General features: G+C 49.8%; 30 protein-coding genes. 24 read left to right on the forward strand and 6 right to left on the reverse strand.

What is annotated here, in order from left to right; translation table 11 throughout:
* Positions 1-84 precede the first annotated feature (84 nt).
* The 6 genes from K7P76_RS15820 (at position 85) to K7P76_RS15845 (ending at position 5084) form a co-directional block, all read left to right on the forward strand.
* Positions 85-330, forward strand: a complete 246-nt coding sequence (locus K7P76_RS15820; protein WP_232186282.1) for a hypothetical protein — start codon at positions 85-87, stop codon at positions 328-330.
* A gap of 14 nt (positions 331-344) precedes the next feature.
* Positions 345-695 (forward strand): glycine zipper domain-containing protein, encoded by a 351-nt coding sequence (locus tag K7P76_RS15825; protein ID WP_232186283.1) that lies wholly within the window; start codon positions 345-347, stop codon positions 693-695.
* A 232-nt stretch (positions 696-927) separates the two neighbouring features.
* Entirely contained in the window at positions 928-3009 is a 2082-nt protein-coding gene (ppk1, locus tag K7P76_RS15830; protein WP_232186284.1) for a polyphosphate kinase 1, read from the forward strand.
* Positions 3010-3167: 158 nt separating this feature from the next.
* Complete coding sequence (locus tag K7P76_RS15835; protein WP_232186285.1) at positions 3168-3365, forward strand: hypothetical protein; 198 nt, start codon at positions 3168-3170, stop codon at positions 3363-3365.
* Entirely contained in the window at positions 3355-4614 is a 1260-nt protein-coding gene (locus tag K7P76_RS15840) for a DNA polymerase IV (protein WP_232186286.1), read from the forward strand. The genes K7P76_RS15835 and K7P76_RS15840 overlap by 11 nt, the downstream gene beginning before the upstream one ends.
* Positions 4611-5084, forward strand: a complete 474-nt coding sequence (locus K7P76_RS15845; RefSeq protein WP_232186287.1) for a YhjD family protein — start codon at positions 4611-4613, stop codon at positions 5082-5084. The genes K7P76_RS15840 and K7P76_RS15845 overlap by 4 nt, the downstream gene beginning before the upstream one ends.
* Positions 5085-5336: 252 nt before the next feature.
* Here the strand turns inward: K7P76_RS15845 and K7P76_RS15850 are convergent, their stop codons facing one another.
* Both K7P76_RS15850 and K7P76_RS33670 read right to left on the reverse strand, forming a co-directional pair.
* Entirely contained in the window at positions 5337-6032 is a 696-nt protein-coding gene (locus K7P76_RS15850) for a hypothetical protein (protein WP_232186288.1), read from the reverse strand.
* Complete coding sequence (locus K7P76_RS33670) at positions 5938-6282, reverse strand: transposase (RefSeq protein WP_373692416.1); 345 nt, start codon at positions 6280-6282, stop codon at positions 5938-5940. Before K7P76_RS33670 ends, K7P76_RS15850 begins: the two co-directional genes overlap by 95 nt.
* A gap of 436 nt (positions 6283-6718) precedes the next feature.
* On the opposite strand from K7P76_RS33670, the gene K7P76_RS15855 reads away from it, so the two are divergent.
* Genes K7P76_RS15855 through K7P76_RS15870 form a run of 4 tightly spaced genes read left to right on the forward strand, consistent with a single transcriptional unit; the run spans position 6719 to position 8378 of the window.
* The gene (locus tag K7P76_RS15855; RefSeq protein WP_232186289.1) at positions 6719-7345 is read left to right on the forward strand and encodes a hypothetical protein; all 627 of its coding nucleotides are present in this window, start codon (positions 6719-6721) and stop codon (positions 7343-7345) included.
* Complete coding sequence (locus K7P76_RS15860) at positions 7342-7857, forward strand: accessory gene regulator ArgB-like protein (protein ID WP_232186290.1); 516 nt, start codon at positions 7342-7344, stop codon at positions 7855-7857. Before K7P76_RS15855 ends, K7P76_RS15860 begins: the two co-directional genes overlap by 4 nt.
* Positions 7858-7862: 5 nt before the next feature.
* Complete coding sequence (locus K7P76_RS15865; RefSeq protein ID WP_232186291.1) at positions 7863-7985, forward strand: cyclic lactone autoinducer peptide; 123 nt, start codon at positions 7863-7865, stop codon at positions 7983-7985.
* A 15-nt stretch (positions 7986-8000) separates the two neighbouring features.
* Entirely contained in the window at positions 8001-8378 is a 378-nt protein-coding gene (locus K7P76_RS15870; RefSeq protein ID WP_232186292.1) for a LytTR family transcriptional regulator DNA-binding domain-containing protein, read from the forward strand.
* 30 nt (positions 8379-8408) lie between these two features.
* On the opposite strand, the gene K7P76_RS15875 is transcribed toward K7P76_RS15870, so the two are convergent.
* Positions 8409-9260, reverse strand: a complete 852-nt coding sequence (locus K7P76_RS15875) for an ATP-dependent DNA ligase (protein WP_232186293.1) — start codon at positions 9258-9260, stop codon at positions 8409-8411.
* A 245-nt stretch (positions 9261-9505) separates the two neighbouring features.
* On the opposite strand from K7P76_RS15875, the gene K7P76_RS15880 reads away from it, so the two are divergent.
* Together K7P76_RS15880 and K7P76_RS15885 are read left to right on the forward strand one after the other, a co-directional pair.
* Entirely contained in the window at positions 9506-9745 is a 240-nt protein-coding gene (locus K7P76_RS15880) for an alpha/beta-type small acid-soluble spore protein (protein ID WP_232186294.1), read from the forward strand.
* A 105-nt stretch (positions 9746-9850) separates the two neighbouring features.
* Positions 9851-10072 carry a DUF2512 family protein gene (locus tag K7P76_RS15885; protein WP_232186295.1) on the forward strand — a complete coding sequence of 74 codons (222 nt, stop codon included), beginning with the start codon at positions 9851-9853 and terminating at the stop codon, positions 10070-10072.
* Between the two features lie 47 nt (positions 10073-10119).
* On the opposite strand, the gene K7P76_RS15890 is transcribed toward K7P76_RS15885, so the two are convergent.
* Positions 10120-11055, reverse strand: coding sequence for an ATP-dependent DNA ligase (locus tag K7P76_RS15890; RefSeq protein ID WP_232186296.1), 936 nt, complete (start codon positions 11053-11055; stop codon positions 10120-10122).
* Positions 11056-11407: 352 nt separating this feature from the next.
* On the opposite strand from K7P76_RS15890, the gene rsmD reads away from it, so the two are divergent.
* Together rsmD and coaD are read left to right on the forward strand one after the other, a co-directional pair.
* On the forward strand, positions 11408-12019 hold the full coding sequence (gene rsmD, locus K7P76_RS15895; RefSeq protein ID WP_232186297.1) for a 16S rRNA (guanine(966)-N(2))-methyltransferase RsmD: 612 nt from the start codon (positions 11408-11410) through the stop codon (positions 12017-12019).
* Positions 11988-12524 carry a pantetheine-phosphate adenylyltransferase gene (gene coaD / locus K7P76_RS15900; RefSeq protein WP_232186298.1) on the forward strand — a complete coding sequence of 179 codons (537 nt, stop codon included), beginning with the start codon at positions 11988-11990 and terminating at the stop codon, positions 12522-12524. The genes rsmD and coaD overlap by 32 nt, the downstream gene beginning before the upstream one ends.
* A 387-nt stretch (positions 12525-12911) precedes the next feature.
* On the opposite strand, the gene K7P76_RS15905 is transcribed toward coaD, so the two are convergent.
* Together K7P76_RS15905 and K7P76_RS15910 are read right to left on the reverse strand one after the other, a co-directional pair.
* Positions 12912-14165 (reverse strand): nucleoside recognition domain-containing protein, encoded by a 1254-nt coding sequence (locus K7P76_RS15905; RefSeq protein WP_232186299.1) that lies wholly within the window; start codon positions 14163-14165, stop codon positions 12912-12914.
* Positions 14166-14253: 88 nt separating this feature from the next.
* Positions 14254-15489: a nucleotidyltransferase gene (locus K7P76_RS15910; protein WP_232186300.1), complete on the reverse strand. Its 1236-nt coding sequence runs from the start codon at positions 15487-15489 to the stop codon at positions 14254-14256.
* A gap of 155 nt (positions 15490-15644) precedes the next feature.
* Between K7P76_RS15910 and K7P76_RS15915 the strand changes: the two genes are divergently transcribed.
* The 10 genes from K7P76_RS15915 to rnc all read left to right on the forward strand — a co-directional run bounded on the left by K7P76_RS15915 (position 15645) and on the right by rnc (position 23423).
* Positions 15645-16163 (forward strand): YceD family protein, encoded by a 519-nt coding sequence (locus K7P76_RS15915; RefSeq protein ID WP_232186301.1) that lies wholly within the window; start codon positions 15645-15647, stop codon positions 16161-16163.
* 53 nt (positions 16164-16216) lie between these two features.
* Positions 16217-16390, forward strand: a complete 174-nt coding sequence (gene rpmF / locus K7P76_RS15920; protein WP_144705109.1) for a 50S ribosomal protein L32 — start codon at positions 16217-16219, stop codon at positions 16388-16390.
* Positions 16391-16548: 158 nt separating this feature from the next.
* The gene (gene fapR / locus K7P76_RS15925; RefSeq protein WP_232186302.1) at positions 16549-17124 is read left to right on the forward strand and encodes a transcription factor FapR; all 576 of its coding nucleotides are present in this window, start codon (positions 16549-16551) and stop codon (positions 17122-17124) included.
* 13 nt (positions 17125-17137) lie between these two features.
* The gene (gene plsX / locus K7P76_RS15930) at positions 17138-18127 is read left to right on the forward strand and encodes a phosphate acyltransferase PlsX (protein WP_232186303.1); all 990 of its coding nucleotides are present in this window, start codon (positions 17138-17140) and stop codon (positions 18125-18127) included.
* A gap of 10 nt (positions 18128-18137) precedes the next feature.
* The gene (locus tag K7P76_RS15935) at positions 18138-19124 is read left to right on the forward strand and encodes a beta-ketoacyl-ACP synthase III (RefSeq protein ID WP_255678580.1); all 987 of its coding nucleotides are present in this window, start codon (positions 18138-18140) and stop codon (positions 19122-19124) included.
* 60 nt (positions 19125-19184) lie between these two features.
* Complete coding sequence (gene fabD / locus K7P76_RS15940) at positions 19185-20123, forward strand: ACP S-malonyltransferase (RefSeq protein WP_232186304.1); 939 nt, start codon at positions 19185-19187, stop codon at positions 20121-20123.
* 40 nt (positions 20124-20163) lie between these two features.
* Positions 20164-20916, forward strand: coding sequence for a 3-oxoacyl-[acyl-carrier-protein] reductase (gene fabG / locus K7P76_RS15945; RefSeq protein ID WP_232186305.1), 753 nt, complete (start codon positions 20164-20166; stop codon positions 20914-20916).
* Positions 20917-21049: 133 nt separating this feature from the next.
* Positions 21050-21283, forward strand: a complete 234-nt coding sequence (acpP, locus tag K7P76_RS15950) for an acyl carrier protein (protein ID WP_115990925.1) — start codon at positions 21050-21052, stop codon at positions 21281-21283.
* A gap of 120 nt (positions 21284-21403) precedes the next feature.
* Positions 21404-22642, forward strand: coding sequence for a beta-ketoacyl-ACP synthase II (gene fabF, locus K7P76_RS15955; protein ID WP_232186306.1), 1239 nt, complete (start codon positions 21404-21406; stop codon positions 22640-22642).
* A gap of 79 nt (positions 22643-22721) precedes the next feature.
* Complete coding sequence (rnc, locus tag K7P76_RS15960) at positions 22722-23423, forward strand: ribonuclease III (protein WP_232186307.1); 702 nt, start codon at positions 22722-22724, stop codon at positions 23421-23423.
* Positions 23424-23451 lie beyond the last annotated feature (28 nt).

Raw genomic sequence — 23451 nt, forward strand, 5'->3', positions numbered from 1 at the left:
AAATCTACGCTGTTAATATGAATAACCACCTGTCTTTTTATGCAAAGTAAAGGTAACAACTCCCAAAGGAAAGAGGTCTCGCTCATGATTAAATCACCGATAGGTATTTTGCTTGCCGCCGCGGGTGTCATTCTCGCCGTTTCCCCCGATGCCCGAAAAGCCGTAAGGAAGTTTGCGGTCAAAGGAACGGAATGGATGCTCGATTTGAACGATCAATTGAAGGCTGGAATCAAGGAAGTGAAGTTGGTAAATGTTCGCAGCGGGAATGATGAAATTCATGCATCGAACGGGGGCATACTTTCATCGGAACAACCTCATATCGATCAATAAGGTGGTGAATACGTATGATTCAAGGAATATTCCAAGGGGGTTCCCTTTGGGGCGGATTAGTATCGGGCGGTATATCCCAGCTTAAAGATACCCAAAGTCTGACTGCCGGACAGATGGACAAATCGCAATATGCGATTCAAACGTCTGAAAATGTAACGGGCGCTCTTGGTGTCATGGCAGGCATCGAATACGGAGCGATTTTAGGAACGACGATCATGCCCGGCGTCGGAACCGTTGTCGGCTCTATCTGCGGCGGATTGCTTGGCAATACCGTTGGACGCAAGGTCGGTAACGAGGCGGGGAAAAGGTTGGTCAACAATCGCATTACGCAAGGCGTAGCCGAAACGGTAGACGAAGCTTTGTAATAAGTAATGCTTTATGAATCTTCTTTAAAAATCGGTTCACTCGCTTCCGTTCTGGGGGGCGGGTGATTTTTTCCAAAAGGAGGTGTCCGCGATGGAAATTCCGGAAAAAGAAAAGTCCTTGGGGACGATAACCATTCGTTATTGCGCAACTTGGAAGCTGATTCATAAATTAGGGCAATTATTTATTCGCATAAAAAAGACAATTTAACGTTTTGTGTGGAGGTCATGGCTTGTGGAACCCTATACGGAGGATCAGGTCAGCGGAAGCTGCAAATATATCAATCGCGATTTAAGCTGGCTCGAATTTAACCGCCGGGTTCTTGAGGAAGCGCAAAATGAAAACACGCCGCTGCTGGAACGCGCTAAATTTTTGGCCATCGTTTCCACTAATCTGGATGAATTTATAAGCGTGCGGGCTGCGGGAATTCGAAATCAAATTAAATCCGGCGTGACCGAAAAAGATTTCAGCGGCTATTCACCGCCCGGGTTAATGAAAAGAATGATCCGAAGAACGGAGCGACTCGTTGCCGATCAATACGCAACCTTTCGTCAGGTTTCCGATCGGTTGGAGTCCGAAGGCATCGTATTTACGACATACGCTTCGTTATCAAGTGAACAACAAGAGGAAATGAACGCGTTTTTCTTCAGTAAAGTATTCCCGGCCTTAAAACCGATTATCGTATCGGAAAAACAACCATTTCCGCTAATCGCTTCTAACGGACTTTATTATTCGATTGTTTTGAAGTCGGCCGGCGAGACGTCCAACCATGAACAACCAACGATGGCATTGCTAGAGATTCCGTTACAAATTGGACGTTATATTGACGTTGCTGCTCCGGACAAAAAACGGACGTTTATTTTGCTCGAACAATTGATTAAATCGCATATCCCCGCTTTATTCCATGAACGGACGGTTATTGATGCTCATCTGTTTCGAATTATTCGGGATGCCGACCTGCCGCTGGAAGAAGGAAACGTTGAGGATTTGCTTTACGAAGTGGAGCGGAAATTAAGAAGAAGATTGCGGGGGGCGCCCGTCCGTCTCGAAATCGAGAAAAGCGTTCATCCCTATGCTTTAGAGTGGCTGCAGCGGAAATTGGATGTTTATGATGATGTTGCGCTGCTCGAGGGTCCTATAGATATCAGTTATTTAATGAAACTTTCGCAATCGCTGACGGAATATGACCAACTTAGATACGCCAAACAAAAACCGATGTATCCGCAAGCGTTTAAGCATCAATCCTTTTTTGAGGTTTTGCAGCAACGGGACGTAGCCGTATTTCACCCGTATGAATCGTTCGACGCTTTTAACGATTTTATTGCGCAGGCCGCCAGGGACCCTTTAGTATCTGCCATCAAAATGACGTTATATCGTGTCAGTAAGCAATCCAAAATCATTCGTGCTTTAGTACATGCCGCAGAGAGCGGAAAACGAGTAACTGTCGTCGTTGAATTAAAAGCGCGATTCGATGAAGAAAGAAACATCGCTTGGGCGAAGAAATTGGAATTAGCAGGTTGTCATGTCATCCATGGATGGATCGGATTAAAGATTCATGCGAAAATGACGCTTATTGAGCGCCGGGAACCGGGTGGTTTGAAACGGTATATCCATGTATCCACCGGCAACTATAACGGGCAGACGGCAAAGATTTATACGGATATCGGATTGTTTACCTCGCAAGCGGAAATCGCCGATGACATCGGTGATTTATTCAATGAAATCTCGGGTTTTCTCCCGCATCGGGAATCTCATGTTTTGGCGGTTTCACCAACGGACTTGCGAATGAAGTTATACTCGTTAATCCATAGGGAAATGAATATCGCGGCATCCGGCCGACCCGCCAGAATTATCGGCAAAATGAATTCGCTGTCGGATCCGGAAATGATAAACAAACTATACGAAGCTTCTCGCGCCGGCGTTAAAATCGACTTGATTGTCCGCGGTATTTGTTGTTTATGCCCCGGTGTCCCCGACCAAAGCGAGAATATAACGGTCCGAAGTATCATCGATCGGTATTTGGAACATTCGCGTGTTTTTTGTTTTGCGAACGGAGGACATCCCGAGGTATGGCTTTCCAGCGCGGATTGGATGAACCGTAATTTGTCCAACCGAATCGAGGTGATGTGTCCGGTAATCGATCAGGGAGTGCGTCAAGTCATTATCCGGCTATTGATGCTCCAGTTGAAAGATAACGTGAAGGCTCACCAGTTGCTGTCGGGCGGAAAATACAGAAAAGTAACGGAAGAGTCGCCATATATCCGAAGTCAATATATGTCGCTTGCGATCATAAATGCACGAAACTTACCGGTTTAGATGTCGTAGCGCGATGCAAAATCTCATTGGAATTGTTCTGATGAGATTTTTTTTGGCTTTTAACGATGAAGGAATAATTTGTGGTATTGATGAGAACACTAGTTCGTAGTATGATGAGAACAAATGTTCTCAAATGAAACCACAGGAGAGTGGAGATCATGCCGGAAAAATACATCGGCAAGATTGTTGAGATTATCTACGAGGGTAAAGATGGACAGATCACTCAACGCGTAATTCGCGTGCGCACAATCCGGGAGAAGAAGGTGGTTGCGTACGATATTCAGAAACGGGCGCCCCGACTATTCGAGATTGCCCGGATTTTAGCAGCGCGGCCGGTGACGCGCAATGCATCCTAAGCGAACCATATTTCTAATCGACGGACAATCTTTTTACGCATCGGTCGAGAAGGCGGCGCATCCGGAATATAAGAATCGTCCTGTTGCGGTGGCGGGAGACCCGGCGCGCCGTTCGGGAATCATTCTAGCCGCTTGCCCGCTTGCCAAAGCAAGGGGCGTCACGACTGCCGAGCGACTCGGAGAGGCGCTGGGTAAATGCCCGGAACTCGTTATTATACGCCCCAGAATGCAAACCTATATTACAGTCTCCCTGCTTATTACCGAGATTTTTGAGTCGTTCACCGAACTTGTAGAGCCATTTAGTATCGACGAACAATTCCTCGATGTTACTCATTCAATCAACCATTTCGGATCTCCCGAAGAGATTGCTCGTCAGATTCAAACACGAGTCATGTTATCCACTGGCGTTTGGTCTAGGGTTGGTATTGGGCCCACTAAGATTCTCGCGAAGACGGCAACAGACAATTTTAGTAAAAAAAGGAATGACGGGGTATTCTGGCTTGGCGCTGATAATTTGGAGGATGAATATTGGCCGCTGCACGTAAGCAAAATGTTTATGGTCGCAAGCAGAATGGCCAACCATTTCGTGAATATGGGCCTCAGCACGATCGGGGGAATTGCCCGGATGCCTTTAGGCGAGTTCAAAAAGCGCATGCGGCAAAAGATGGGGCGTCAGAGCGATATCCAGGCGGAGTATTATTGGCAGACGGCCAATGGCATCGACCCCAGTCCTGTAGTCGCCTTGACGAGACCGGAGCAGAAGGCAATCGGACACGGGATGACGCTCCCCTACGACTATCGAAAGTTCGAGGAGATCGAAGTCGTGCTCTTGGAATTAGCCGAGGAAGTGTGCCGGAGAAGCCGGTCAAAGGGTTATCAAGGGCGCGTTCTAACGGTTGGCTGCCAAGGTGCGGATTTTGATCGTCCAACCGGATTTTACCGTCAAATGACTTTGCCGGATCCGACCAATATCACGCATGACATAGCGATTGCTGCACGCCGTTTGTTCCAAGAGCATTGGAACGGACTTCCTGTCCGGAAGTTAGCTATAAACCTTACCCAGCTTTCCGATGATTCCACTTATCAGCTAACCCTATTCGACGATCGTGAGAAGCTGAGGAAAGTGGAGAAGGCAACGGACGGCATTAAAAACCGATTTGGATCTGCATCTATAGTGAAAGCTTCATCTTTGTTACGATCCGGCCAAGCAAGCGAAAGGGCGATTAAAATCGGAGGACATTACAAATGAGCAAACTTGACGGGAACGAACGCTGGAAAACGAAAATGCTGCTCCCGGAACATCATGAGCAATATCAAGCACGGAATGAGACGCCTAAAAACAACAGACCGACACAAGAAGAGTTGACCCTGATTAGGGACTCTGTTCTGTTGCCATTTATGATTATTATGGCTAATAACAGCGTTGTGGAAATTCAAAATTCAAAAAATGTACTGAGGTCATTAATCGAAGGTTTCCTTCAGCTTTTTCTGAACAAAGTCAGAGAGGACCAAATCCGAATAAATCGGGAACTAAGCAAACGCAATATAAGGGTTCACAAAGACGTAGAAGCGGATATGGTTATGTATTACAAATACTATTGCAGGGGATATAGCGAGAAGTTTGGCATTATGCGGGAAGTAGTGAGATCGGAAATACGCGTAAGACTTAAAAAATATGCCTATGAGTTAACAAGCCATTCCATGGATAAACCCCGTTAAGATACATGACGGGGTTTATTTAGACCTACCAGAAAGTTCATGGACATAATTTCCGTGCCATTTCGGAGAAATGGTACCATTATCCCCTTGCCTCAGAAGTGAGTTGCCAATTAGCGGATATTCGAATGTCATGACTTGAGCGGGGAGTTGCAATCCACGGATTCCCGGATACCACGCACAAATTTGCCGTTTAATGAATTGGAATGGAACGGAACGGATTATCGGCAACTTAAAAAGCAGGTATTCTAAGCATCAAGTATTCCATAGGGTGAGATATTTTCCTTTCCACTTCGCCTTGCTTCCCCAGACCACCCAGGGAACGGTGAGAACCGGTTTGCTGCGGGTCAGATCTTTGTAAGTCAAGGTTGGCGTCGTGGCGCACCAATGGAACAGCTGGCTGAAAACCGGGGCATGGCGAAGTTTTAAGTTCAACCGGAAACAAAACTCGTCTAAATAAGCCTGCAAATGTTTGGCTCCGATGCCTTGAAACGTATTGTTTAGCCACGCGGTCACCTTCCACTTGATGGGGTTCAAAGCGGGGTGAAGTTTGCCGCGCCCTAAAACGGTCACAGCTTGTCCATCTATATGATTGTCTACGAACGCTTGGACGCCAGGTTTTTCAATCCACCTCAACGCGTTATTCACATGGCTGGGATCCGGTTGTTTGATTTTGACTTGCTCGGGCTCGTCTTGCTCGTCGAGGGATCCGCCGATCAACAGCGGCTGCTGGGCCTCGCTATAATACGTGTAACCGTAAGAGATAGGGTCAACTCGCACAACACCCGTGAGCGGGTCGCCTTCATCGGCTTGTTGCAGGGCATGGCGGATTTTTCTTGCGATGAGCCACGCGGTCTTATAGGTGACCTGAATCACTTGGGACAGGCGGGAGGCGCTGATGCCGGAAGGCCGGGAGATGAGAAACATCGCTTGGAACCATCGGGTCAACAAAGTGGAGCTGCCTTCCATGATGGTGCCGGCGATGACAGACGTCTGATGGCGACAGGAGCAGCATTCGTAGAGAGGCAGTCTGCGCGTTTGGATAAAAGTGAGGATGACGACAAGTCGGGCAACGGAAGCCGTCCGGCCATCGGGCTTCGAACAGCGCCTCGGCGCAAGCCTGCTCGGAGTTGAACTGCTGGCAAAATGCCTCGAAGGTCAGATGATCTGGAAACATAGACACCCTCCTCAAATAGAACATTTGTTCTTATTCCCATCATACCAAACATACGTTCTATTTTCAAGGGATGTCGGGTAAAATTTCAACGTTCCGGGTTTGTTTTCAAAAGCATGAACAAGGGTTTTCCCCCTGACCGGATGGGATAATGGTACGATTTTGCGGAAAGGAGGTAGGATCCGTTGCGGTGGTTCTATTCTCCTTCTGATACATAGGGATAAAGGTACCTTTTCGCAAATTGCGCAGGCATGAAGAGGAGTGTCGGATCGGCCCCCCTCCAGAGTCACAAGGGAGTACTTGGGCATGATTAAGGGCTGGAGGCAAAGCCGCCGGTAGCATCTGAACGATGTCCGCAGCATTATTTGCATGAATTAGCTTTAAAATAATAAATAAATGATGCGGGAAATTCTGACATAAAGTAAAATTGTATTAAACAACTTTGTAAGGGGAATAGAAGAGAATGGCTGATTTTCTCGGATATATGTTTTTTTCGCTGCTAGAGGGAATTTCAGTGTATGCGTTAATGTTTTATATATTTCGTATTGATTTCATGAAGTATATAGGAAAATTCGTGATCGTAATCAGCATTATTAATTTACAGAGCTACTTTATTCGCGAGGATTTGTCATTGCAGTCGATTGCACCGATTATCAATCTAGTCATTACAATATTTTTTCTGCTTATATTTATACGCCTTCCCTTGATTGGCGCAGTATTAATGACGATAACCGGTTATCTGGCTTTTATAGCGCTCCAAACCTTAATCATAATATCCTCAGACGGTTATCTTTCGTTATCCGAGTCGCAATCATTTGTTTGGAAAGGCTACTTAGTTCAATCTTTGACTGGATTTATAGGTTTTGGAATAGGCTGGCTTCTCTATAAATTTGGCGTAGGGTTCTCTTACGAGTTTGAAAAATATCGTTACGAGTGGGAAAGAGGAGCAATAGTAGCGGCGGGAACCGTTTTTCTGGTTGCTCTAGGATTAATGATGTACTTCAAAGCGGTATTTACAAATTTATTAATCTTATTACTTGCGCTTCTTATTTCACTCATTTATTCGATTAAAAAGGATGCTTCCGAATGATTGGTTTGTTATCAAAAAGGTTGGCAACCGTAATTAAAACAACTGTTCCGGATCACCCGCGAAGCGAGAACGTTCTCGCTTACGCGATTTCATTTATCTTAAATGCGCTCTTTATTATTTCTCTATCCTTGATCGTTTCTCTATTTACCGGAAAAGTTACCGAGGCAGCAACAATCTTGGTTGCTTATGCCGTTTTAAGACAAGTATCAGGCGGAATGCATTTGAAATCCGGAACGTTATGTATTGTAGTATCGACTTTGGGGGTTACGATTGTTTCTTTTGCAAATTTTGATTATTCTGTCGTACTTATCATGAACGCCATCAATGTTGTTCTCGCAGTTCTTTTCGCCCCTTCACGAATTGAAAAACAAACCCGCATCCCAGTCAGATTTTATCCGTTGTTAAAGATCGCCTCCATTCTAATCGTCTCAATTAATTTCATTATTAATTCGCCGATTCTCGCTTCGGCTTTCTTGGTGCAATGTCTAACGTTAATTAAATTAAGGAGGTGATAAAGATGAAAAGACGTGTAGCGTACGCACTAGCGACGATCCTTGGCTCGCTAGCTGTTATGATTGTCAGCACGGCAAGTTGGGCTTACATACACCAAGATGAGACTCCGAATGAATTGTTGAAGTAAATGGAGTGGTAAAAAATGTTAATCTCAGTAACAGACGATGTACATGGGAAAAACGGCATTATCAATGTAGAAGTAAGCGAGATTTTATTTCTAGAATTCGATATGGTCGACAGATGGGTAACTGTGCATACGCTCGAAGCGAAATATTATATTACGGGCACTTTGAGTTATTGGGCAGACTCTCTTAAGGGCAGCGGATTCGAGTTCGAGAAAGCTGATCGCAATGTAGTGATCCATGTTCCAATGATTAAACGGATGGATCGAGTATTTGCGCATGCCTATTTCGAATATGAAATTAATCACAAATCAAAGAAGGTAACTCTTTCTCAGAAGCACTTCAAACAAATACTTACTAAAATGAGAGTTGCGAACATGGGAATAGTTGTCGTTTAGGACGCTGAAAAGCGTCCTTTTTTTGTCTGTTTAGATGACGAAATCTACAAACTCCGGCGACCGCAGCATGCCCTCCCGAGTCCAATTGCGGGAACGTACCATCGCTTTAATGCTTGGCTCAACATAAACAAAGTTTTGATCCTCGCCAGTCACGAGTCCTTTAGAAACGCCGTAGAAAGCTTTCTTATGCGAAGAAGGAACTGCGAGCTCAAGAATGCCGACAGTTCGGTTCCTGTGCCGCAGTAACCATCCGAATTGATTTTTACGATAACCTACGATCTGAACTTCGGCATAGGTGTAGTTAATGACCGTAAGCCAATTTCTATCGCGTCGGCCTGAGTACTCACTAGTTTTCTCCTTCGCGACCATCCCCTCAAGCTGCTTCTGCTGGATCGCCTCGAACAATGACACCCCGGCGCTTTCTACAGACATTAAAGGACTCATGCTGTTGTTAGCCGACAAAACCTGTTCAAGCAACATTTTCCGCTCGATAAGCGGCCGTTCTCTTAAATCTTCTCCCTTATATCTAAGGATGTCGAAAACGAAAAAATGAACCGGGTGGCTAATAACCGCTTCTTGTATACTCATGGGTTTCTTTAGTTTGAATCTGTCCATAACCAACTCGAAATCCACCGTTCCGTTATCGGGATCAAGACATGCCACCTCGCCGTCTAGGACCACGTCGGAGTTATCCTCGATCGGTACATAATGAAGTTCCGGATACAATCTCGTGATATCGTTGTTATGGCGCGTAAAAAGCTGGACAATTCCTTTCTCCATGGACAGAAGGAGACGGTGTCCGTCGATCTTAGGCTCGAATATGTACCGCTCATCATCGAAAGGATTTTCTCTTTTCTCCGGCAACATAGGAGGCAGAAACATTTTGCCGACTCCTTCCCGTCAACTCCAAAGATGCAAAAAGGGAGCCACTGGCCGTGACTCCAAGGAGGTAAAAAGGTTATGAAGAAAAGTGCAAACAAAAGTTTGCAAGTCTCTCTATATCCAATGATATACGATTCGTATATACACTTCACTAGGAGATTAGTGGAAGCTTTTAATTTCTAAATTTGCATAGGAGTCAAATCAGGGAAGCATAATAGGTGGTAAATAGTGGAGGTGAAAACAACATGGCAAACGATCGCAATTCGAATCAACTCGTTGTCCAACAAGCTCGGGCTGCACTTGATCAAATGAAGTATGAAGCAGCCCAGGAACTCGGGATCCAATTTTCGAAGGATGGTTACCACGGCGAGATGCTTACTAAAGATGCAGGACGCATCGGAGGCAATATCACACGCCGCTTAGTACAAATGGCGGAACAGCAATTGGCTGGACAGGCTGGTCAAGCTGGACAGTTCATTCGTTAATTTGTTTTGTCGAGACAAGAGCAGGAGTTCACCCTCGTTCACCCTCTCCTTCTCTTGTCTCCCTCTTATGAGGTTAACCGTAAAGGAGGAAGGAGGTTCTCAGCAGTGAAGTTTGTCATGAAATGGATTCTCGACGGTGCTGTGGTCGTATTATTGCTCATGTACTTTGCCGACGTACCTTTTATCGAAGCTGTGATTGCTGTGACAGCCTTGACCATCATCGCCTATGGAGTTGGCGATCAGGTTATTCTGCGCTCAACAAATAACGCCGTGGCAACTTTAGCCGACGGTGTTCTAGGGTTCTTAACGGTGGAACCGGTCAAATAAGCGGGTCCTTTAGAGCAGTGAAGAGAACGCTCGCTGCTCTTTTCGTTTCATTCGAACACGCACTCGTCTGGCAAAACATCCACAAACGCTTGTATGCTTGGCTGTCTCATGGTTCGGCCTTCCTGTATTCTCCATTCCGCAAACTGGATTCTGGCCGTCAGCAGCGGCCTCGCCCAATAAGCGCCCCGCATATCCGGATGCTTGATTGCAAAAGGGCTTTCCGACACTTCTATACTCTTCAATGTTACCGTCAGTTCCCGCCAATCTGCTGCAGATAATTTTCCGGTACCGACTTTGCCAATAAAGTAAAGCTTTCCGTTCTCGTAAAGTCCGGCCAGAAGCGAATTCACAATTCCGCCGTTGAGCGTAAAGCCTCCAATAACCGCGATCACATCCCCATAGTTTTTAACCTTAACCCATCGGTCATCCTTTCCATCAATCGCATAGGTACTGTTCAAATCCTTGCATAGGATACCTTCCATTGATTGCTGCCTGATCACGTCAAAGAGCGTGTTCCCTTCTAGATGAGAAGCAACCAGTTGTACGGTTGGACTCGGAATGACGATATCCTGCAAGAGCTGTTGGCGCTCCCGGAGCGATCGATTGTTCATCCATTCGTCATTGAAGTAAACGACGTCGAAAATCATATAGGTGATCGGTACTTCTTTAAGCGCTAAAGGTACGCGTTCCAGCCTCCGAATGCCGTCTCGTCTCATGACCTCATGGAAAGAAGGCTTGCCATCCGCCGCTAAGGCAATGACTTCGCCATCCAGAATAAAGGACTGCGCGGAGCAATAATCGGGAGTCGTCAATTCGGGAAATTGGCAGGTGCGCTCATTTTTCTTCCGATTGTACAGTTTAATGGACGTCCCATCATAATAACTCAAGATTCTAACGCCATCCCATTTGATCTGGTAAATCCATTGTTTACCTTCTGGAACATGCGCCGCACGGATAGGCTCGAATGGGATGATTGGTTTCATATGTCGGTAGTGTGTTGCGAATACTTGTTAAATATGTGAACCGGAAACAAAAAGTCGACCCCCGTCTCGCGACGAGGGCCTTCATGGGAGAGGAGAAACCGGACGAAGAGCTTATGGGGAAACGTAAGTCTTCTCCGCGGTTGTCCCCGACACCTCTCGGCGCCGGTACTATCAGTGTGACCTTGGATGAGGAAAATATACGTTTACGTGGAAAAAAAATTAACGGTCGGGCTATGCGGGACGAATGAGGGAGATCCGCGCTTTTGCAAAACGGTGGATTGTGGTAACATAACACCAGTTAACCTATAAGGAAACAATTGCCTTCAATGGACTATATGCAGGGGTTGAGGACGTGCGAGTCATCTCGGGACAAGCCAAGGGACATCCGCTCAAAGCGGTGCCAGGCAGCAATACCCGTCCGACGACGGACAAAGTTAAGGAATCGCTATTTAACATCATCGGCCCTTATTTCGATGAAGAGCGGGTGCTCGATTTATTCGCAGGAACCGGCGGATTAGGTATAGAAGCACTAAGCCGCGGAGCTGCAAGCGCAGTGTTCGTCGATTCCAATGCGCAGAGTATAGAAGTTATCCGCCACAATTTGAAGTCGACCAGATTAGCCGATCGCGCCGAAGTGTACCGCAACGATGCGCGAAGAGCGATAAAGGTGTTGCAGCGCGCGGCAGAGCCTTTTCAAATCATTTTCCTGGACCCGCCTTATGCAATGAAAGACTGCGATGAGCTGTTAATGGATATGTCTTCGAAAGGAATAGTAGACGATGGCGCCATTGCGGTCGTCGAACATCATCCCGATGTCGTTTACAAGGAACAATTCGGAGATTTTAATCGCACAAGATATGCCGTTTATGGTGAAATAGCGTTGTCCGTCTACCGGCATGAAATACATACGCATAAGGAGGAGGATACATACGATGAGCCCTCATCAAACCCGCATGGAGCATGAGTTTCGCATTGCGGTTTATCCCGGCAGCTTCGATCCCGTTACTTTCGGCCACCTGGACATTATTCGCCGGTCTGCCAAGCAGTTCGATCGCGTGATTGTAGCCGTACTGAATAATACGGTCAAAAGCCCGCTGTTCAGCGTGCAGGAGAGAAAGGATCTGCTTGCGGAGGTAACCCGCGATTTGCCCAACGTGGAAATCGACAGCTTCCGTGATTTGCTCGTGCGTTATATGCGTTCCCGCCAAGCGCAGGTTATCGTTCGCGGCATCCGGTCCGTCACGGATTTCGAATACGAATTGCAGATGGCATCCACGAACCGGCAATTAGATGAAGGCATTGAAACGGTGTTCATGATGACTAATCCTAAATATTCTTATTTAAGCTCCAGCATCGTCAAAGAAATCGCGAAGTTTAACGGGCCTGTGCAGGACTTGGTGCCTCCTGCGGTCGAAGTAGCGTTGCAGGGGAAGTACGTGGCTCCATCGCCGGATGGTACTCCAAACTAATAATAGCGTAGTAACCGCGAATGAATGGCCGACGTGTTTTGTCCGGCCATTTGTTGTTTTAAATAACAAAAAAAGATTGGATGGGAATGAACCGATTGAACATTTATCCGATCTAATAGTTAAAGCTTAAATTAAGCAAGATTATGTAACGTCCCGCGGGGAGTGATTAATCATTGGATTGGATTGACGATGTAAATCTTGCTCGGCAAGGGGACAAGGCGACCGATACCGGGTAGACCGTTATGAACAGACCCGTCTTCGAGATGATGCTTACGTGTACAAGGTTAAGCTTCCAGCGATTTCGACCAAAGAAAAGTTAAGTCTCGCTATCGTTCAACTTGAGTCTTGGGATAGGCTGGAGCAATTGGATTTCACGATTCCGTTGGATTAAGAAGATGGCGGCGGGATCGTATCGTCCCGTTTGGCTGGGGGCTTCGGACGGATGATTAAGGCAAATAAAGCCAATAACAGGAACACTCCGAAGCTGGCAAGCGCAATAATTAGGTTATCGGACAAGTGCCCCCATCCGCTCGGCAATGGGCCTTCCGCAGCCCATGCTTCAACGGCAATCCAACGATCAGGCCATAACTTAGCCGCCATGCTTTTTACAGGATTGGATAGGGCGACTAAAGCGAGTACATAAGTGAGCAGCAAAGCTGTTGCGCTATGCAGCAAACGGCTTGTGACGACTTTGCCCCACGGGAAAGGCGTTCCGTTCCCGAAAGCCGCGCGAGCTTGCAGCAGGCCGCTCCACCCGCTCCATGCGAGCGCGGCGGCAAGAAGCGCTGCCGCTTGCGCGGGAGAGGAAGAGAACAAGGCAGACTTGCTGCTCTCATATGCGCCAAGATGCATTTCATAGAAGCCGGGTATGGCAAGCCATATATCGTTGCCGGGGAAAAATAATTGAATCAACCGGAGGACAACGGCGCTCATCATCATCAACCCGCCTAAAGTCATTAGCGTCCCAACGGCATTCGTTACGGAATCGGCTAACTGCTTGCCCAATGGACGGCCGTCATCCTTCCGCGCGTCTACGGAAGCGCGAAGCGCTCTTTGCAGCAAAGCGAGCGGGTGGCTAAACGGAATTCGGGGAACATTGGGTTTGCGGGGTTTCGCAATTCTGGCCCATGCATAGCCGGATACGATCGCGGATAACCAAAGCCCTAACGCGATTGCCCACCCGAGCTCCGGGGATTGAAGAAACCCGCCGCCGATAACGAGGATGATTAAAAATGGGTTAGGCAAATGGGACACGAGCAGGATCGTATCGACGTCTTCGTCCTCGATCATACCGTTCTCGCGAAGCCGTGCGGCTTCTTTGGCGCCGGCGGGAATTCCCGCCGACCAGCCGAAGGCGATCGCCCATCCGGATGCGCCGGGCAAACGAAACATCCCCCGGGTAAGCGGCTCCGCCAAAGTGGCCATTCCGTGCAGCAAGCCGGACGCGGCCAATAGCTCTGCCAGCATCAAGGGAGGAAGCAAGCCGGGAAATACGTTTTGCCACCATATTTGCAAACCCGAAAGCGATGCGCGAAACGCTTCGCCGGGAGAATGGACGATTCCGACCACGACAAGCAGCGCTGCCGTTCCTAGAACAACGGATAGGAAGGCAGAACCTCTTCGCCTTGAAACTTTACCCATAATGCATTGCCCCCCAACAGAGAAATACATTACAATGTACGTCCCATACGGGAGGGATAGACCTTCTTGTCCAAATTGGGGGCCGATGCTACAGTCGAATCGGCGGTTTCGTGTAATCGCGCATGGCCATAGAGGAATCGGCGTCTTGATACGCAAGCGAGTAAACGGCAGTCGCCTGGGCATCCAGGCGCAAATACGGCCAATCCCCCTTGGCGGCCGATGTAACGACGGGAACTTTAGCTTTGTTCCTCATTTCATGAAGCAAACGCTGTCCTCGTTCATTAAACCCAAGCACGCGAATATATTCTATGCCTGCAGCAAGCCGTTCGGCATTCAGCATTTCCTTGTGATGACCGAGCAATATTCGCAGCAACATGCGCTGCAGCTTCGTTTGGGTGTATCTTTTCGTTTTTAACGCTTGCAGCAAAGCGGCGACGGTCATCTCCGGCAAACCCGTCAGCACGTTTCTGATCCGGTGCTCAAGCCCTTCGGTTACTTCGGCGTAAGCCGCAATTTGTTGCTCGTCCTGACGAAACAATTCGTGGAAGAGGGGGCGCGCGTACAACTCCCAATGAATCGGCGCTCTCCCGGCATTCATTTCGCGCTGCAGGATTTCCAGGGTTGAAGCCGGAACGTACGAAGCCAGTTGCTCCAACGAACCCGATTCCCCTAACAACACTTTGCGCAAGGCCGTTGCGCTAGCAATATGAACATCCGTAATATCGGATTGCCCATAATCGGATTTCTCGCGACGGAGAGTGTAGGGGGTAATGTTGCTGTTTATTTTCCGCAGAGCCATTAAATAATGAAGCCCAAGCGTATGGTTAGGCTGCTCTAATGAAAAGGCAAGCCCGTCCAAGCCTTTATTTTGCAAATAGGCTTTAGCGGCTGCGGTGAACGCCGATGGATAGGGAAGACCTTCCTTGAGCCGCGTCCCGAGCAGTCCAACGAATTCCGGCGGCTCTTCCGATAATAAGGAAGCCATAAGCTCAAGCGATTCCAAATCCCCGCTTTCGCTGCCGAAACAGAAGGAATCCACGACGCCCGCAGCCTCGAATAGGGCTATCGCCCCATAAGCGAACCATTGAGCGGGTTGGGCACTATAAGCGACAGGCAGCTCGAGAACGAGATCGCATCCCGCCCGCAGCGCCATCTCCGCTCTTGCCCACTTGTCCGCCAGAGCGGGCTCGCCGCGCTGCAGGAAATGGCCGCTCATGACGGCGACGACATGGTCCGCTTGCGTTATTTTTCTGGATTGCTGTAAATGATAGAGATGACCGTTATGCAAAGGGTTATACTCCACGATGACGCCGACCGTTGACATGTCTATCTCCTTCGCAGCTTTGATTTGTTTTTTCTTTTGCCACAATATAACATGCAGAGTGTCCTCAAGAGAAGATTAAGCGGATACGGCGCGAAAATGTTGACAAAAGAGCCTTAAACTCGATATAATAATTTTTGTTTGTTTGGAGTGATTCTATGTTGCTAAAAGTGCAAGAACTTGTATCCCGGCAGCAGCCGTTAGAGTTACAAGGAACTCTCGACATGACGGAATGGTTCCGGAACAGCCCGGAATACAAACCGCTCACGCCCATGAAGTACGATCTCGTCGCGCATGCAGCGGATGATCGGATTCTGGTGTCGGGTCAACTCTCCTGCGATGTTCGTATGCGGTGTTCGCGCTGCTTGGACAACTTTGACGAAAACGTCGAACTTTCCTTTGAGGAACAGTTTAGGGTCGTCGACGATGGAGAAGCCGAATTAAGCGAAGATGATGAAGCCGTACCGGTTACGGAAGAGCGGATCGATCTGACGCCTTACTTGGCGGAAGAGCTGGTGGTCCAATTACCGTACGCTCCCCTCTGCAAGGAAGATTGCAAAGGACTGTGCCCGGATTGCGGGGTTAACCTGAACGAACAATCGTGCGGTTGCAATACGGAGAAAGTTGATCCCCGTATGGCTGCGCTTCAGGATTGGTTTAAATCTCAGAAAGAATAAGTCCGGCTTGCATAGCCTGGCGACGTTCGGACCTGAATAAGGAGGTGGCAGCATTGGCAGTACCTTTTGCAAAGACATCGAAAGCACGCAAACACAAGCGCCGGACACACTTCAAATTGGTGGTTCCAGGCATGGTGAAATGTGAGCAATGTGGCGAATTGAAAGTATCGCATCGCGTATGTAAAGTTTGCGGCACGTACAAATCGCGTGAAATCATCAAGCAATAAACTTTAAGGCGCGTCTGGATTCTCGACAGGGGAACGTTATGAGGCTGTTATGCGGCCGACATAGCGTTGCTTGCGGTCGGTGCATACGGACGCGTTTTTGTTTAATTTCTTTTTGGCATCAGGTATTAAAGGTTATCTACAAGAAAGCGGTGGTGAACATGGAACGGCTTCCGAAACGTCAGCGTCATCAACAGCTAAGCAGGCTATTGGACGAAAATCCGTTCCTCACCGACCGGGAACTGACCCGTCAACTGAAAGTCAGCATCCAGACGATTCGATTGGATCGCTTGGAGTTAGCCATACCGGAGCTTAGGGAAAGATTGAAGCTGATGGCCGAGCGCTCTTACGACTCCGTTCGTTCATTGCCTTTGCACGAAGTGATCGGGGATATCGTCGATTTGCAACTCGACAAGAGCGGAATATCCTTATTCGAGATCAGCGAAGAGCATGTGTTCTCCCGCACGGGAATCGCCCGGGGACATCATGTGTTCGCTCAAGCGAATTCGCTTGCGGTAGCGGTTATTAACGACGAGATCGCCTTGACTGCATCCGCGGATATCCGTTTTATTCGTCCTGCCCGTTTAGGCGAGAAATGTTTTGCCAAAGCCTATGTCAGAGCCGGCGGGGAACAAAAAGGGAAAGCTAAAGTCGAAGTGTTTACATACGTAGGCGAAGAAATGGTGTTCCAAGGAAACTTCGTTATTTATCGATCCGCAGGAGAATCCAAAACATAAAGGAGTGTAGCTCATGCGGATTGCGATTGATGTCATGGGCGGCGACCACGCGCCGCATGCCCATATCGAGAGTGCATTGTCTGCAGCTGCGCAGTGGCCGGATACCCATTTAATACTGGTTGGCAATCCGGAAGTGATCCAGCCTTTATTGGGAAATGCGGCTCCTGCCAATATATCTATCGAACCCGCTTTGGAAGTCATCGGCAATGACGATGAGCCGGTCAAAGCCGTTCGGCGCAAGTCCGATTCCTCGATGGTCGTGGCCGGCCGCCTCGTGAAAGACGGCAAAGCGGCCGCCATGATTTCATCGGGGAATACGGGCGCGTTAATGGCCGTCGGCTTGCTGGTCGTCGGTCGGTTAAAGGGCATTGAACGTCCGGGGCTGGCGCCTATGTTTCCGACTTTGGACAACGTAGGCGTGCTGGCTCTGGATATGGGCGCGAATATGGACGCAAAACCGGAGCACCTTTTGCAATATGCCATGATGGGAAGTTTGTACCGCAACAAGGTTCATGGCATCGAGAAGCCTCGCGTCGGCCTCCTTAACGTCGGGACTGAATCTGCCAAAGGCAACGAACTGACTAAAACCGCGTACGAGTTATTGGAAAATGCGCCGATTAACTTCATAGGCAATGTAGAAGCGAGCGCCGTGCTGGATCGTCAGTGCGATGTGCTTGTATGCGACGGTTTCTCGGGCAACATATTGCTTAAGGCGATGGAAGGCGCGGCGTCTACGATTTTTAAGCTTCTCCGGCAGGAATTGACTTCATCTTTTACATCCAAGCTGGCGGCAGGGGTTCTAAAACCCAACTTCCGAAACGTCAGGCGTAAAATGGATTACAACGAGCATAACGGAGCGCCGCTTCTTGGCGTTAATGGATTAGTCATTAAAGGTCATGGTTCATCGGATGCGGTTGCCATGAAGACGGCCATTAGGCAAGCCCGCACGGCAATCGGCAACGGGCTGATCGCGGCGCTGACCGATGAATTCAACGGAAAGTGAGAGAAGCGGCATGAATGAAATTTCGGTCGGCATTCTCGGGACGGGCAAATACGTTCCGGAACGCCGTTTAACGAATCACGAGTTGGAACAGATGGTGGAAACGAACGATGAATGGATCGTCACGCGGACGGGCATTCGGGAAAGAAGAATCGCCGCCATGGAACAAGCAACGTCCGATCTCGCCTATGAAGCGTCGATTCGGGCGTTGGATGCTGCCGGTATTACAGCGGATCAGTTGGACCTGATCATCGTGGCAACGATTACTCCGGATATGTTTTTCCCATCGACGGCCTGTTTGCTGCAAGAAAAGCTTGGAGCCAAGAAGGCCGCAGCATTCGATTTGTCGGCCGCTTGTTCGGGATTTATTTACGGTTTAGCTAATGCGACAGGATTCATTAAGATGGGGATGTACCGCCACGTGCTCGTTGTCGGCGCGGAATGCCTATCCCGGATTACGGATTACACGGACCGCAATACTTCCATTCTTTTCGGAGACGGCTCGGGTGCGGTCGTTCTGGGCGAAGTTCCGTCAGGCCGCGGCTTTCAGTCGTTTAAACTCGGCGCCGATGGGGCGGGGGGAGAATTGCTGCGCATTTGCGGAGGCGGTTCTCGCTTGCCTTCAACGGAGCAAACCGTATCGGACCGTCGCCATTACATCGAGATGAACGGCCGCGACGTGTTTAAGTTCGCCGTTCGCGTCATGGGAAGCGCGGCGGAGGAAGCATTGTCGATGGCAGGTATCGAGAAATCCGATATCGATCTGCTCATTCCTCATCAAGCCAATATCCGGATCATTCAATCGGCGTTGGAGAGATTGAACCTGTCGGAAGACAAATGTATGATCAACTTGGATCGTTACGGCAACATGTCCGCGGCATCGATTCCGGTAGCGCTTGCCGAAGCGGTTGAGGAAGGTCGCGTGAAGGAAGGCGATCACCTGGTGCTCGTCGGATTCGGCGGCGGATTGACCTGGGGCGCGTCCGTCTTAGTCTGGTAAGTCGTGACGACAAATGGCTACTCAGGCGTTTCATGATTGCCGCACTTAGGAGGGATCACATTGGGTAAAATCGCATTTGTATTTCCCGGCCAAGGCGCGCAAGCCGTCGGAATGGGGAAGGATGCTTATGAAAGCAATGCCGCTGCTCGCGGAATTTTCGATCAAGCCGATGCGGCGCTAGGTTTCGCGTTATCGACGCTGGCTTTCGAAGGGCCGGACGAACAGCTGCGCCAAACGGCTAATACGCAGCCGGCTTTGCTTGCAACGAGCATTGCTTTGCTCGAGACCTATAAAGCTCATCAGCAAGTTAAGCCCGATTTCGTGGCTGGACATTCCTTGGGAGAATACAGCGCATTGGTCGCGGCGGGAGTGCTCTCTTTCGAAGATGCGATCCGGCTCGTAAGGGCGCGCGGCCAATTTATGGAGCAAGCCGTTCCGAGCGGCCAAGGCGCGATGGCGGCCGTGTTAGGCGCCGAACGCGAACCGTTGCAAACGCTATGCGCGGACGTTACGGCTTCGGCAGGGCTCGTCGAGTTGGCCAATGTCAATTGCCCAGGTCAGATCGTGGTGTCCGGAACGGCTGAAGGCGTTGCCGCCATAGCCGAACGAGGCAAAGAAGCAGGTGCCAAAAGAGTTATTCCATTAGACGTGAGCGGGCCGTTTCATTCCTCTCTTATGCAGCCGGCGGCGGATGCTTTGGCGGCCGAGCTTGCGAAAGTAGATTTCCGCAATGCGCAGATTCCCGTTATCGCTAACGTTCATGCTTTGCCCGTTACTTCGGGAGACGAGCTTCGCGAGCTGCTCGTGAAACAAGTCGTATCGCCGGTGCAATGGGAGGATACGATTAAGTATTTGATCGGCGAAGGGGTCGATACGTTCGTCGAGATCGGATCGGGAACCGTATTGGCGGGTCTGATCAAAAAAATAGACAAATCCGTGCAAGTGATCTCGGTGAATAGCGCGACATCGGCAACGGCCGCGGCGGAAGTTGCACAATGAAGCTGAAACAGCGACAATGGACGAGAGGGTGATCGGCAATATGGCGAAATGGGATCTGAACGGCAAGAGCGCTCTCGTAACCGGAGCGTCCCGGGGAATCGGCCGGGCAATCGCGATCGGTCTTGCGGAAGCCGGCGCGGATGTAGCCGTTAACTATTCCGGCAGCGAGGCGGCGGCGGCGGAAACCGTCAAAGCGGTGGAAGCGCTTGGACGCAAAGCGATCATGGTTAAAGCGAACGTCGGCAAAGCCGCGGAATTCGACGAGATGGTATCCGCGGCGATCGAAGCTTTCGGCAAGCTGGATATACTCGTGAATAATGCGGGCATCACCCGTGATAACCTAATCATGCGAATGAAGGAATCGGAATTCGACGAAGTAATCGAGACGAACCTGAAGGGCGTATTCAACGGCTTGAAAGCCGTGACCCGTTCCATGATGAAGCAGCGTTCCGGCCGCATTATCAACATTTCGTCCGTCGTCGGCGTTCTAGGCAATGCCGGACAAGCTAACTATGTTGCGGCTAAAGCGGGCGTCATCGGCTTGACGAAGTCCGCGGCCAAGGAATTGGCGTCACGGGGCATTACGGTGAATGCTGTGGCTCCCGGTTTTATCGAATCGGATATGACCGATAAGCTTCCTGCCGAATATCGGGAGAAGCTGCTTGCGGAAATTCCGATCGGCAGAATGGGCCGTCCCGAGGACATCGCGGCGGCCGTCGTTTACCTGGCTTCTGACGCGGCGTCTTATATGACCGGCCAAACGATTCACGTCGATGGCGGGATGTATATGTAGGAAGGCCCCGTGCAATCGATCGGCAGCGTTGAAAGCAGCTTCTCGAATGTACGGATTGGCACGGTTTCCGTGCGATGCGACTCTGGCTTTTTGTCCATGATTCACGTATAATACGTTAAGGGAGGTGAACCGGATGTCCGATGTACAAGAACGTGTTAAACGCATCGTTATCGAACGCCTAGGGGTTGAAGAGGCAGAGGTAACAGCCGAAGCATCCTTCAAAGACGACTTAGGCGCTGACTCTCTCGATGTGGTAGAACTCGTTATGGAACTCGAAGACGAATTCGACTTGGAGATTTCAGACGAGGATGCAGAGAAGATCACAACCGTGGGAGAAGTCGTTAAATACATACAATCTCATGCGTAATGATCGACCAAGTCCCGTTATTGCGACGGGACTTCTGCACATTTAAGCGTCGCTTCACATTCCGGAGCGTGGATTGAAACGGGAGCGTGGATTGAAATACCCTGAAGAGGTGAATGGGTTTTGACACAGCGTGTTGTCGTCACAGGAATGGGGGTCGTAACGTCCCTCGGATCCGATTTGCCTACGTTCTGGAATAATATTCTAAACGGCAAATCCGGAATTAGTCTCATAGAAGCATTCGATACGACTGAATATACAACGAAAATAGCCGCGGAGATCAAAGACTTCGATCCAAGCGTCTACATCGACAAGAAGGAAACCCGCAAGATGGACCGCTTCGTGCAATTCGGAGTCGCGGCCAGCAAGCTTGCGATCGAAGACGCCAAGCTCGTTATCGGCGAGAACGCCGACCCTGAGCGCGTGGGCGTCGTCGTTGGCTCAGGTATCGGCGGTTTGGGTACTTGGGAAGATCAGCATACGGTCTTAATGGAGAAGGGTCCGCGCCGCGTAAGCCCGTTCTTTATCCCGATGATGATCGCCAACATGGCCAGCGGCCAAGTCTCTATGGTTACCGGAGCTAAGGGGCCCAACTCCGCAGCCGTCTCGGCTTGCGCGACAGGGACTCACTCTATCGGCGACAGCTATAAGATGATCCAGCGCGGAGACGCCGACGTCATGATCTGCGGCGGCGCGGAAGCGACGATTCGTCCGATCGGCATGGCGGGTTTCTGCGCGATGAGAGCGATGAGCACTCGTAACGACGAGCCGGAGAAAGCTAGCCGTCCGTTCGATGTCGATCGCGACGGATTCGTGATGGGCGAAGGCGCGGGAGTTCTGATTCTGGAATCGCTCGAGCATGCCTTGAACAGAGGCGCTCGCATCTATGCCGAGGTCATTGGCTACGGCATGAGCGGGGATGCTCATCATATGACCGATCCCGATCCGGATGGCGCTGCTCGCTGCATGCGGAAGGCGCTTACCGACGCGGGACTCGAACCGGAGGCTATTCAGTACATTAATGCGCACGGTACTTCCACGGGTATCGGGGACAAATCGGAGACAACCGCGATTAAGAAAGCATTCGGCGATCACGCCTACAAGCTTGCGGTTAGTTCAACGAAGTCCATGACCGGGCATTTGCTCGGCGCTGCCGGTGGAGTAGAAGCGGTAATCTTGGGATTGACGCTGCAGAACGGCATTATCCCGCCAACGGCTAACTTGGATAACCAAGATCCGGAGCTAGACTTGGATTATGTGCCTAATAAACCGCGTGAAGCGGATGTGCAAGTGGCTTTGTCGAACTCTTTCGGTTTCGGCGGCCATAACGCTACCATCATCATGCGTAAATACGAAGCTTAATAAGCGCGTGAACGTCGACGCAGGCGGCATATGCTGCCTGCGTCGACTGTTTATGGGGCGCAGGTTGAGGTGAGAGACGATGAAAGACGGTTTTCAGCAATTGCAACAACGTATTAACCTGACTTTCCGCAACCCCGCTTTGCTGAAGCAAGCTTTTACGCATACTTCCTATGTGAATGAACAGCGGGGCGCCCGCATTGCAGATAACGAACGCTTGGAATTTCTAGGGGATGCTGTACTGCAACTGACGGTATCCGAATATTTGTATCGTCTCTATCCGGAATCTCCGGAAGGGGAATTGACCCGTTTGCGGGCGAGTATCGTCTGTGAACCGTCGCTTGTCCGTTTTGCCGAGACGCTCGATTTCGGGCAGGTCGTGCTGCTCGGCAAAGGGGAGGAGCAAACGGGAGGCCGCACTCGGCCGTCTTTGCTTGCGGACGCTTTCGAAGCGTTCTTAGGCGCTCTGTATTTGGATCAGGGATTAAACGCGGTACGCGCGTTCTTGGATCGCCATCTCTTTTCTTTGCTGCCGGGAGATGGGCAAGCTCCGCTTAAGGACTTCAAGACGGAGCTGCAGGAGAAGGTTCAACAATTGTCAATGGGTGCGCTCGATTATCGCATCGTGGAGGAACGGGGACCCGCTCACGACCGCGAGTTCGTGGCAGTCGTCGTCATCGGCAAGCAGCGTCTAGGCAAGGGGATTGGGCGTTCCAAGAAGGAAGCGGAGCAGCAGGCTGCTTCCCAAGCGCTCGCAACGTTTGCGAAGCCATTTCCCGAGTAAGGGCCGAGTCGAGAGGAGAATTCATCCT

The sequence above is a fragment of the Cohnella silvisoli genome (genome assembly GCF_021190915.1).
Lineage (GTDB): Bacteria > Bacillota > Bacilli > Paenibacillales > Paenibacillaceae > Cohnella > Cohnella silvisoli.

Excerpts from the sequence above, each read along its gene's own strand:
- K7P76_RS15825 (WP_232186283.1), top strand. The coding sequence starts at position 345 with ATGATTCAAGGAATATTCCAAGGGGGTTCCCTTTGGGGCGGATTAGTA.
- K7P76_RS33670 (WP_373692416.1), bottom strand. The coding sequence starts at position 6,282 with ATGTTCTATTTGAGGAGGGTGTCTATGTTTCCAGATCATCTGACCTTC.
- K7P76_RS15890 (WP_232186296.1), bottom strand. The coding sequence starts at position 11,055 with ATGAAACCAATCATCCCATTCGAGCCTATCCGTGCGGCGCATGTTCCA.
- acpP (WP_115990925.1), top strand. The coding sequence starts at position 21,050 with ATGTCCGATGTACAAGAACGTGTTAAACGCATCGTTATCGAACGCCTA.
- K7P76_RS15935 (WP_255678580.1), top strand. The coding sequence starts at position 18,138 with ATGAATGAAATTTCGGTCGGCATTCTCGGGACGGGCAAATACGTTCCG.
- fapR (WP_232186302.1), top strand. The coding sequence starts at position 16,549 with ATGGAACGGCTTCCGAAACGTCAGCGTCATCAACAGCTAAGCAGGCTA.
- K7P76_RS15820 (WP_232186282.1), top strand. The coding sequence starts at position 85 with ATGATTAAATCACCGATAGGTATTTTGCTTGCCGCCGCGGGTGTCATT.
- K7P76_RS15880 (WP_232186294.1), top strand. The coding sequence starts at position 9,506 with ATGGCAAACGATCGCAATTCGAATCAACTCGTTGTCCAACAAGCTCGG.
- K7P76_RS15915 (WP_232186301.1), top strand. The coding sequence starts at position 15,645 with ATGTTGCTAAAAGTGCAAGAACTTGTATCCCGGCAGCAGCCGTTAGAG.
- K7P76_RS15870 (WP_232186292.1), top strand. The coding sequence starts at position 8,001 with ATGTTAATCTCAGTAACAGACGATGTACATGGGAAAAACGGCATTATC.
- rnc (WP_232186307.1), top strand. The coding sequence starts at position 22,722 with ATGAAAGACGGTTTTCAGCAATTGCAACAACGTATTAACCTGACTTTC.
- K7P76_RS15875 (WP_232186293.1), bottom strand. The coding sequence starts at position 9,260 with ATGTTTCTGCCTCCTATGTTGCCGGAGAAAAGAGAAAATCCTTTCGAT.
- coaD (WP_232186298.1), top strand. The coding sequence starts at position 11,988 with ATGAGCCCTCATCAAACCCGCATGGAGCATGAGTTTCGCATTGCGGTT.
- K7P76_RS15910 (WP_232186300.1), bottom strand. The coding sequence starts at position 15,489 with ATGTCAACGGTCGGCGTCATCGTGGAGTATAACCCTTTGCATAACGGT.
- plsX (WP_232186303.1), top strand. The coding sequence starts at position 17,138 with ATGCGGATTGCGATTGATGTCATGGGCGGCGACCACGCGCCGCATGCC.
- K7P76_RS15855 (WP_232186289.1), top strand. The coding sequence starts at position 6,719 with ATGGCTGATTTTCTCGGATATATGTTTTTTTCGCTGCTAGAGGGAATT.
- K7P76_RS15905 (WP_232186299.1), bottom strand. The coding sequence starts at position 14,165 with ATGGGTAAAGTTTCAAGGCGAAGAGGTTCTGCCTTCCTATCCGTTGTT.
- K7P76_RS15865 (WP_232186291.1), top strand. The coding sequence starts at position 7,863 with ATGAAAAGACGTGTAGCGTACGCACTAGCGACGATCCTTGGCTCGCTA.
- K7P76_RS15860 (WP_232186290.1), top strand. The coding sequence starts at position 7,342 with ATGATTGGTTTGTTATCAAAAAGGTTGGCAACCGTAATTAAAACAACT.
- K7P76_RS15835 (WP_232186285.1), top strand. The coding sequence starts at position 3,168 with ATGCCGGAAAAATACATCGGCAAGATTGTTGAGATTATCTACGAGGGT.
- K7P76_RS15845 (WP_232186287.1), top strand. The coding sequence starts at position 4,611 with ATGAGCAAACTTGACGGGAACGAACGCTGGAAAACGAAAATGCTGCTC.
- fabG (WP_232186305.1), top strand. The coding sequence starts at position 20,164 with ATGGCGAAATGGGATCTGAACGGCAAGAGCGCTCTCGTAACCGGAGCG.
- K7P76_RS15840 (WP_232186286.1), top strand. The coding sequence starts at position 3,355 with ATGCATCCTAAGCGAACCATATTTCTAATCGACGGACAATCTTTTTAC.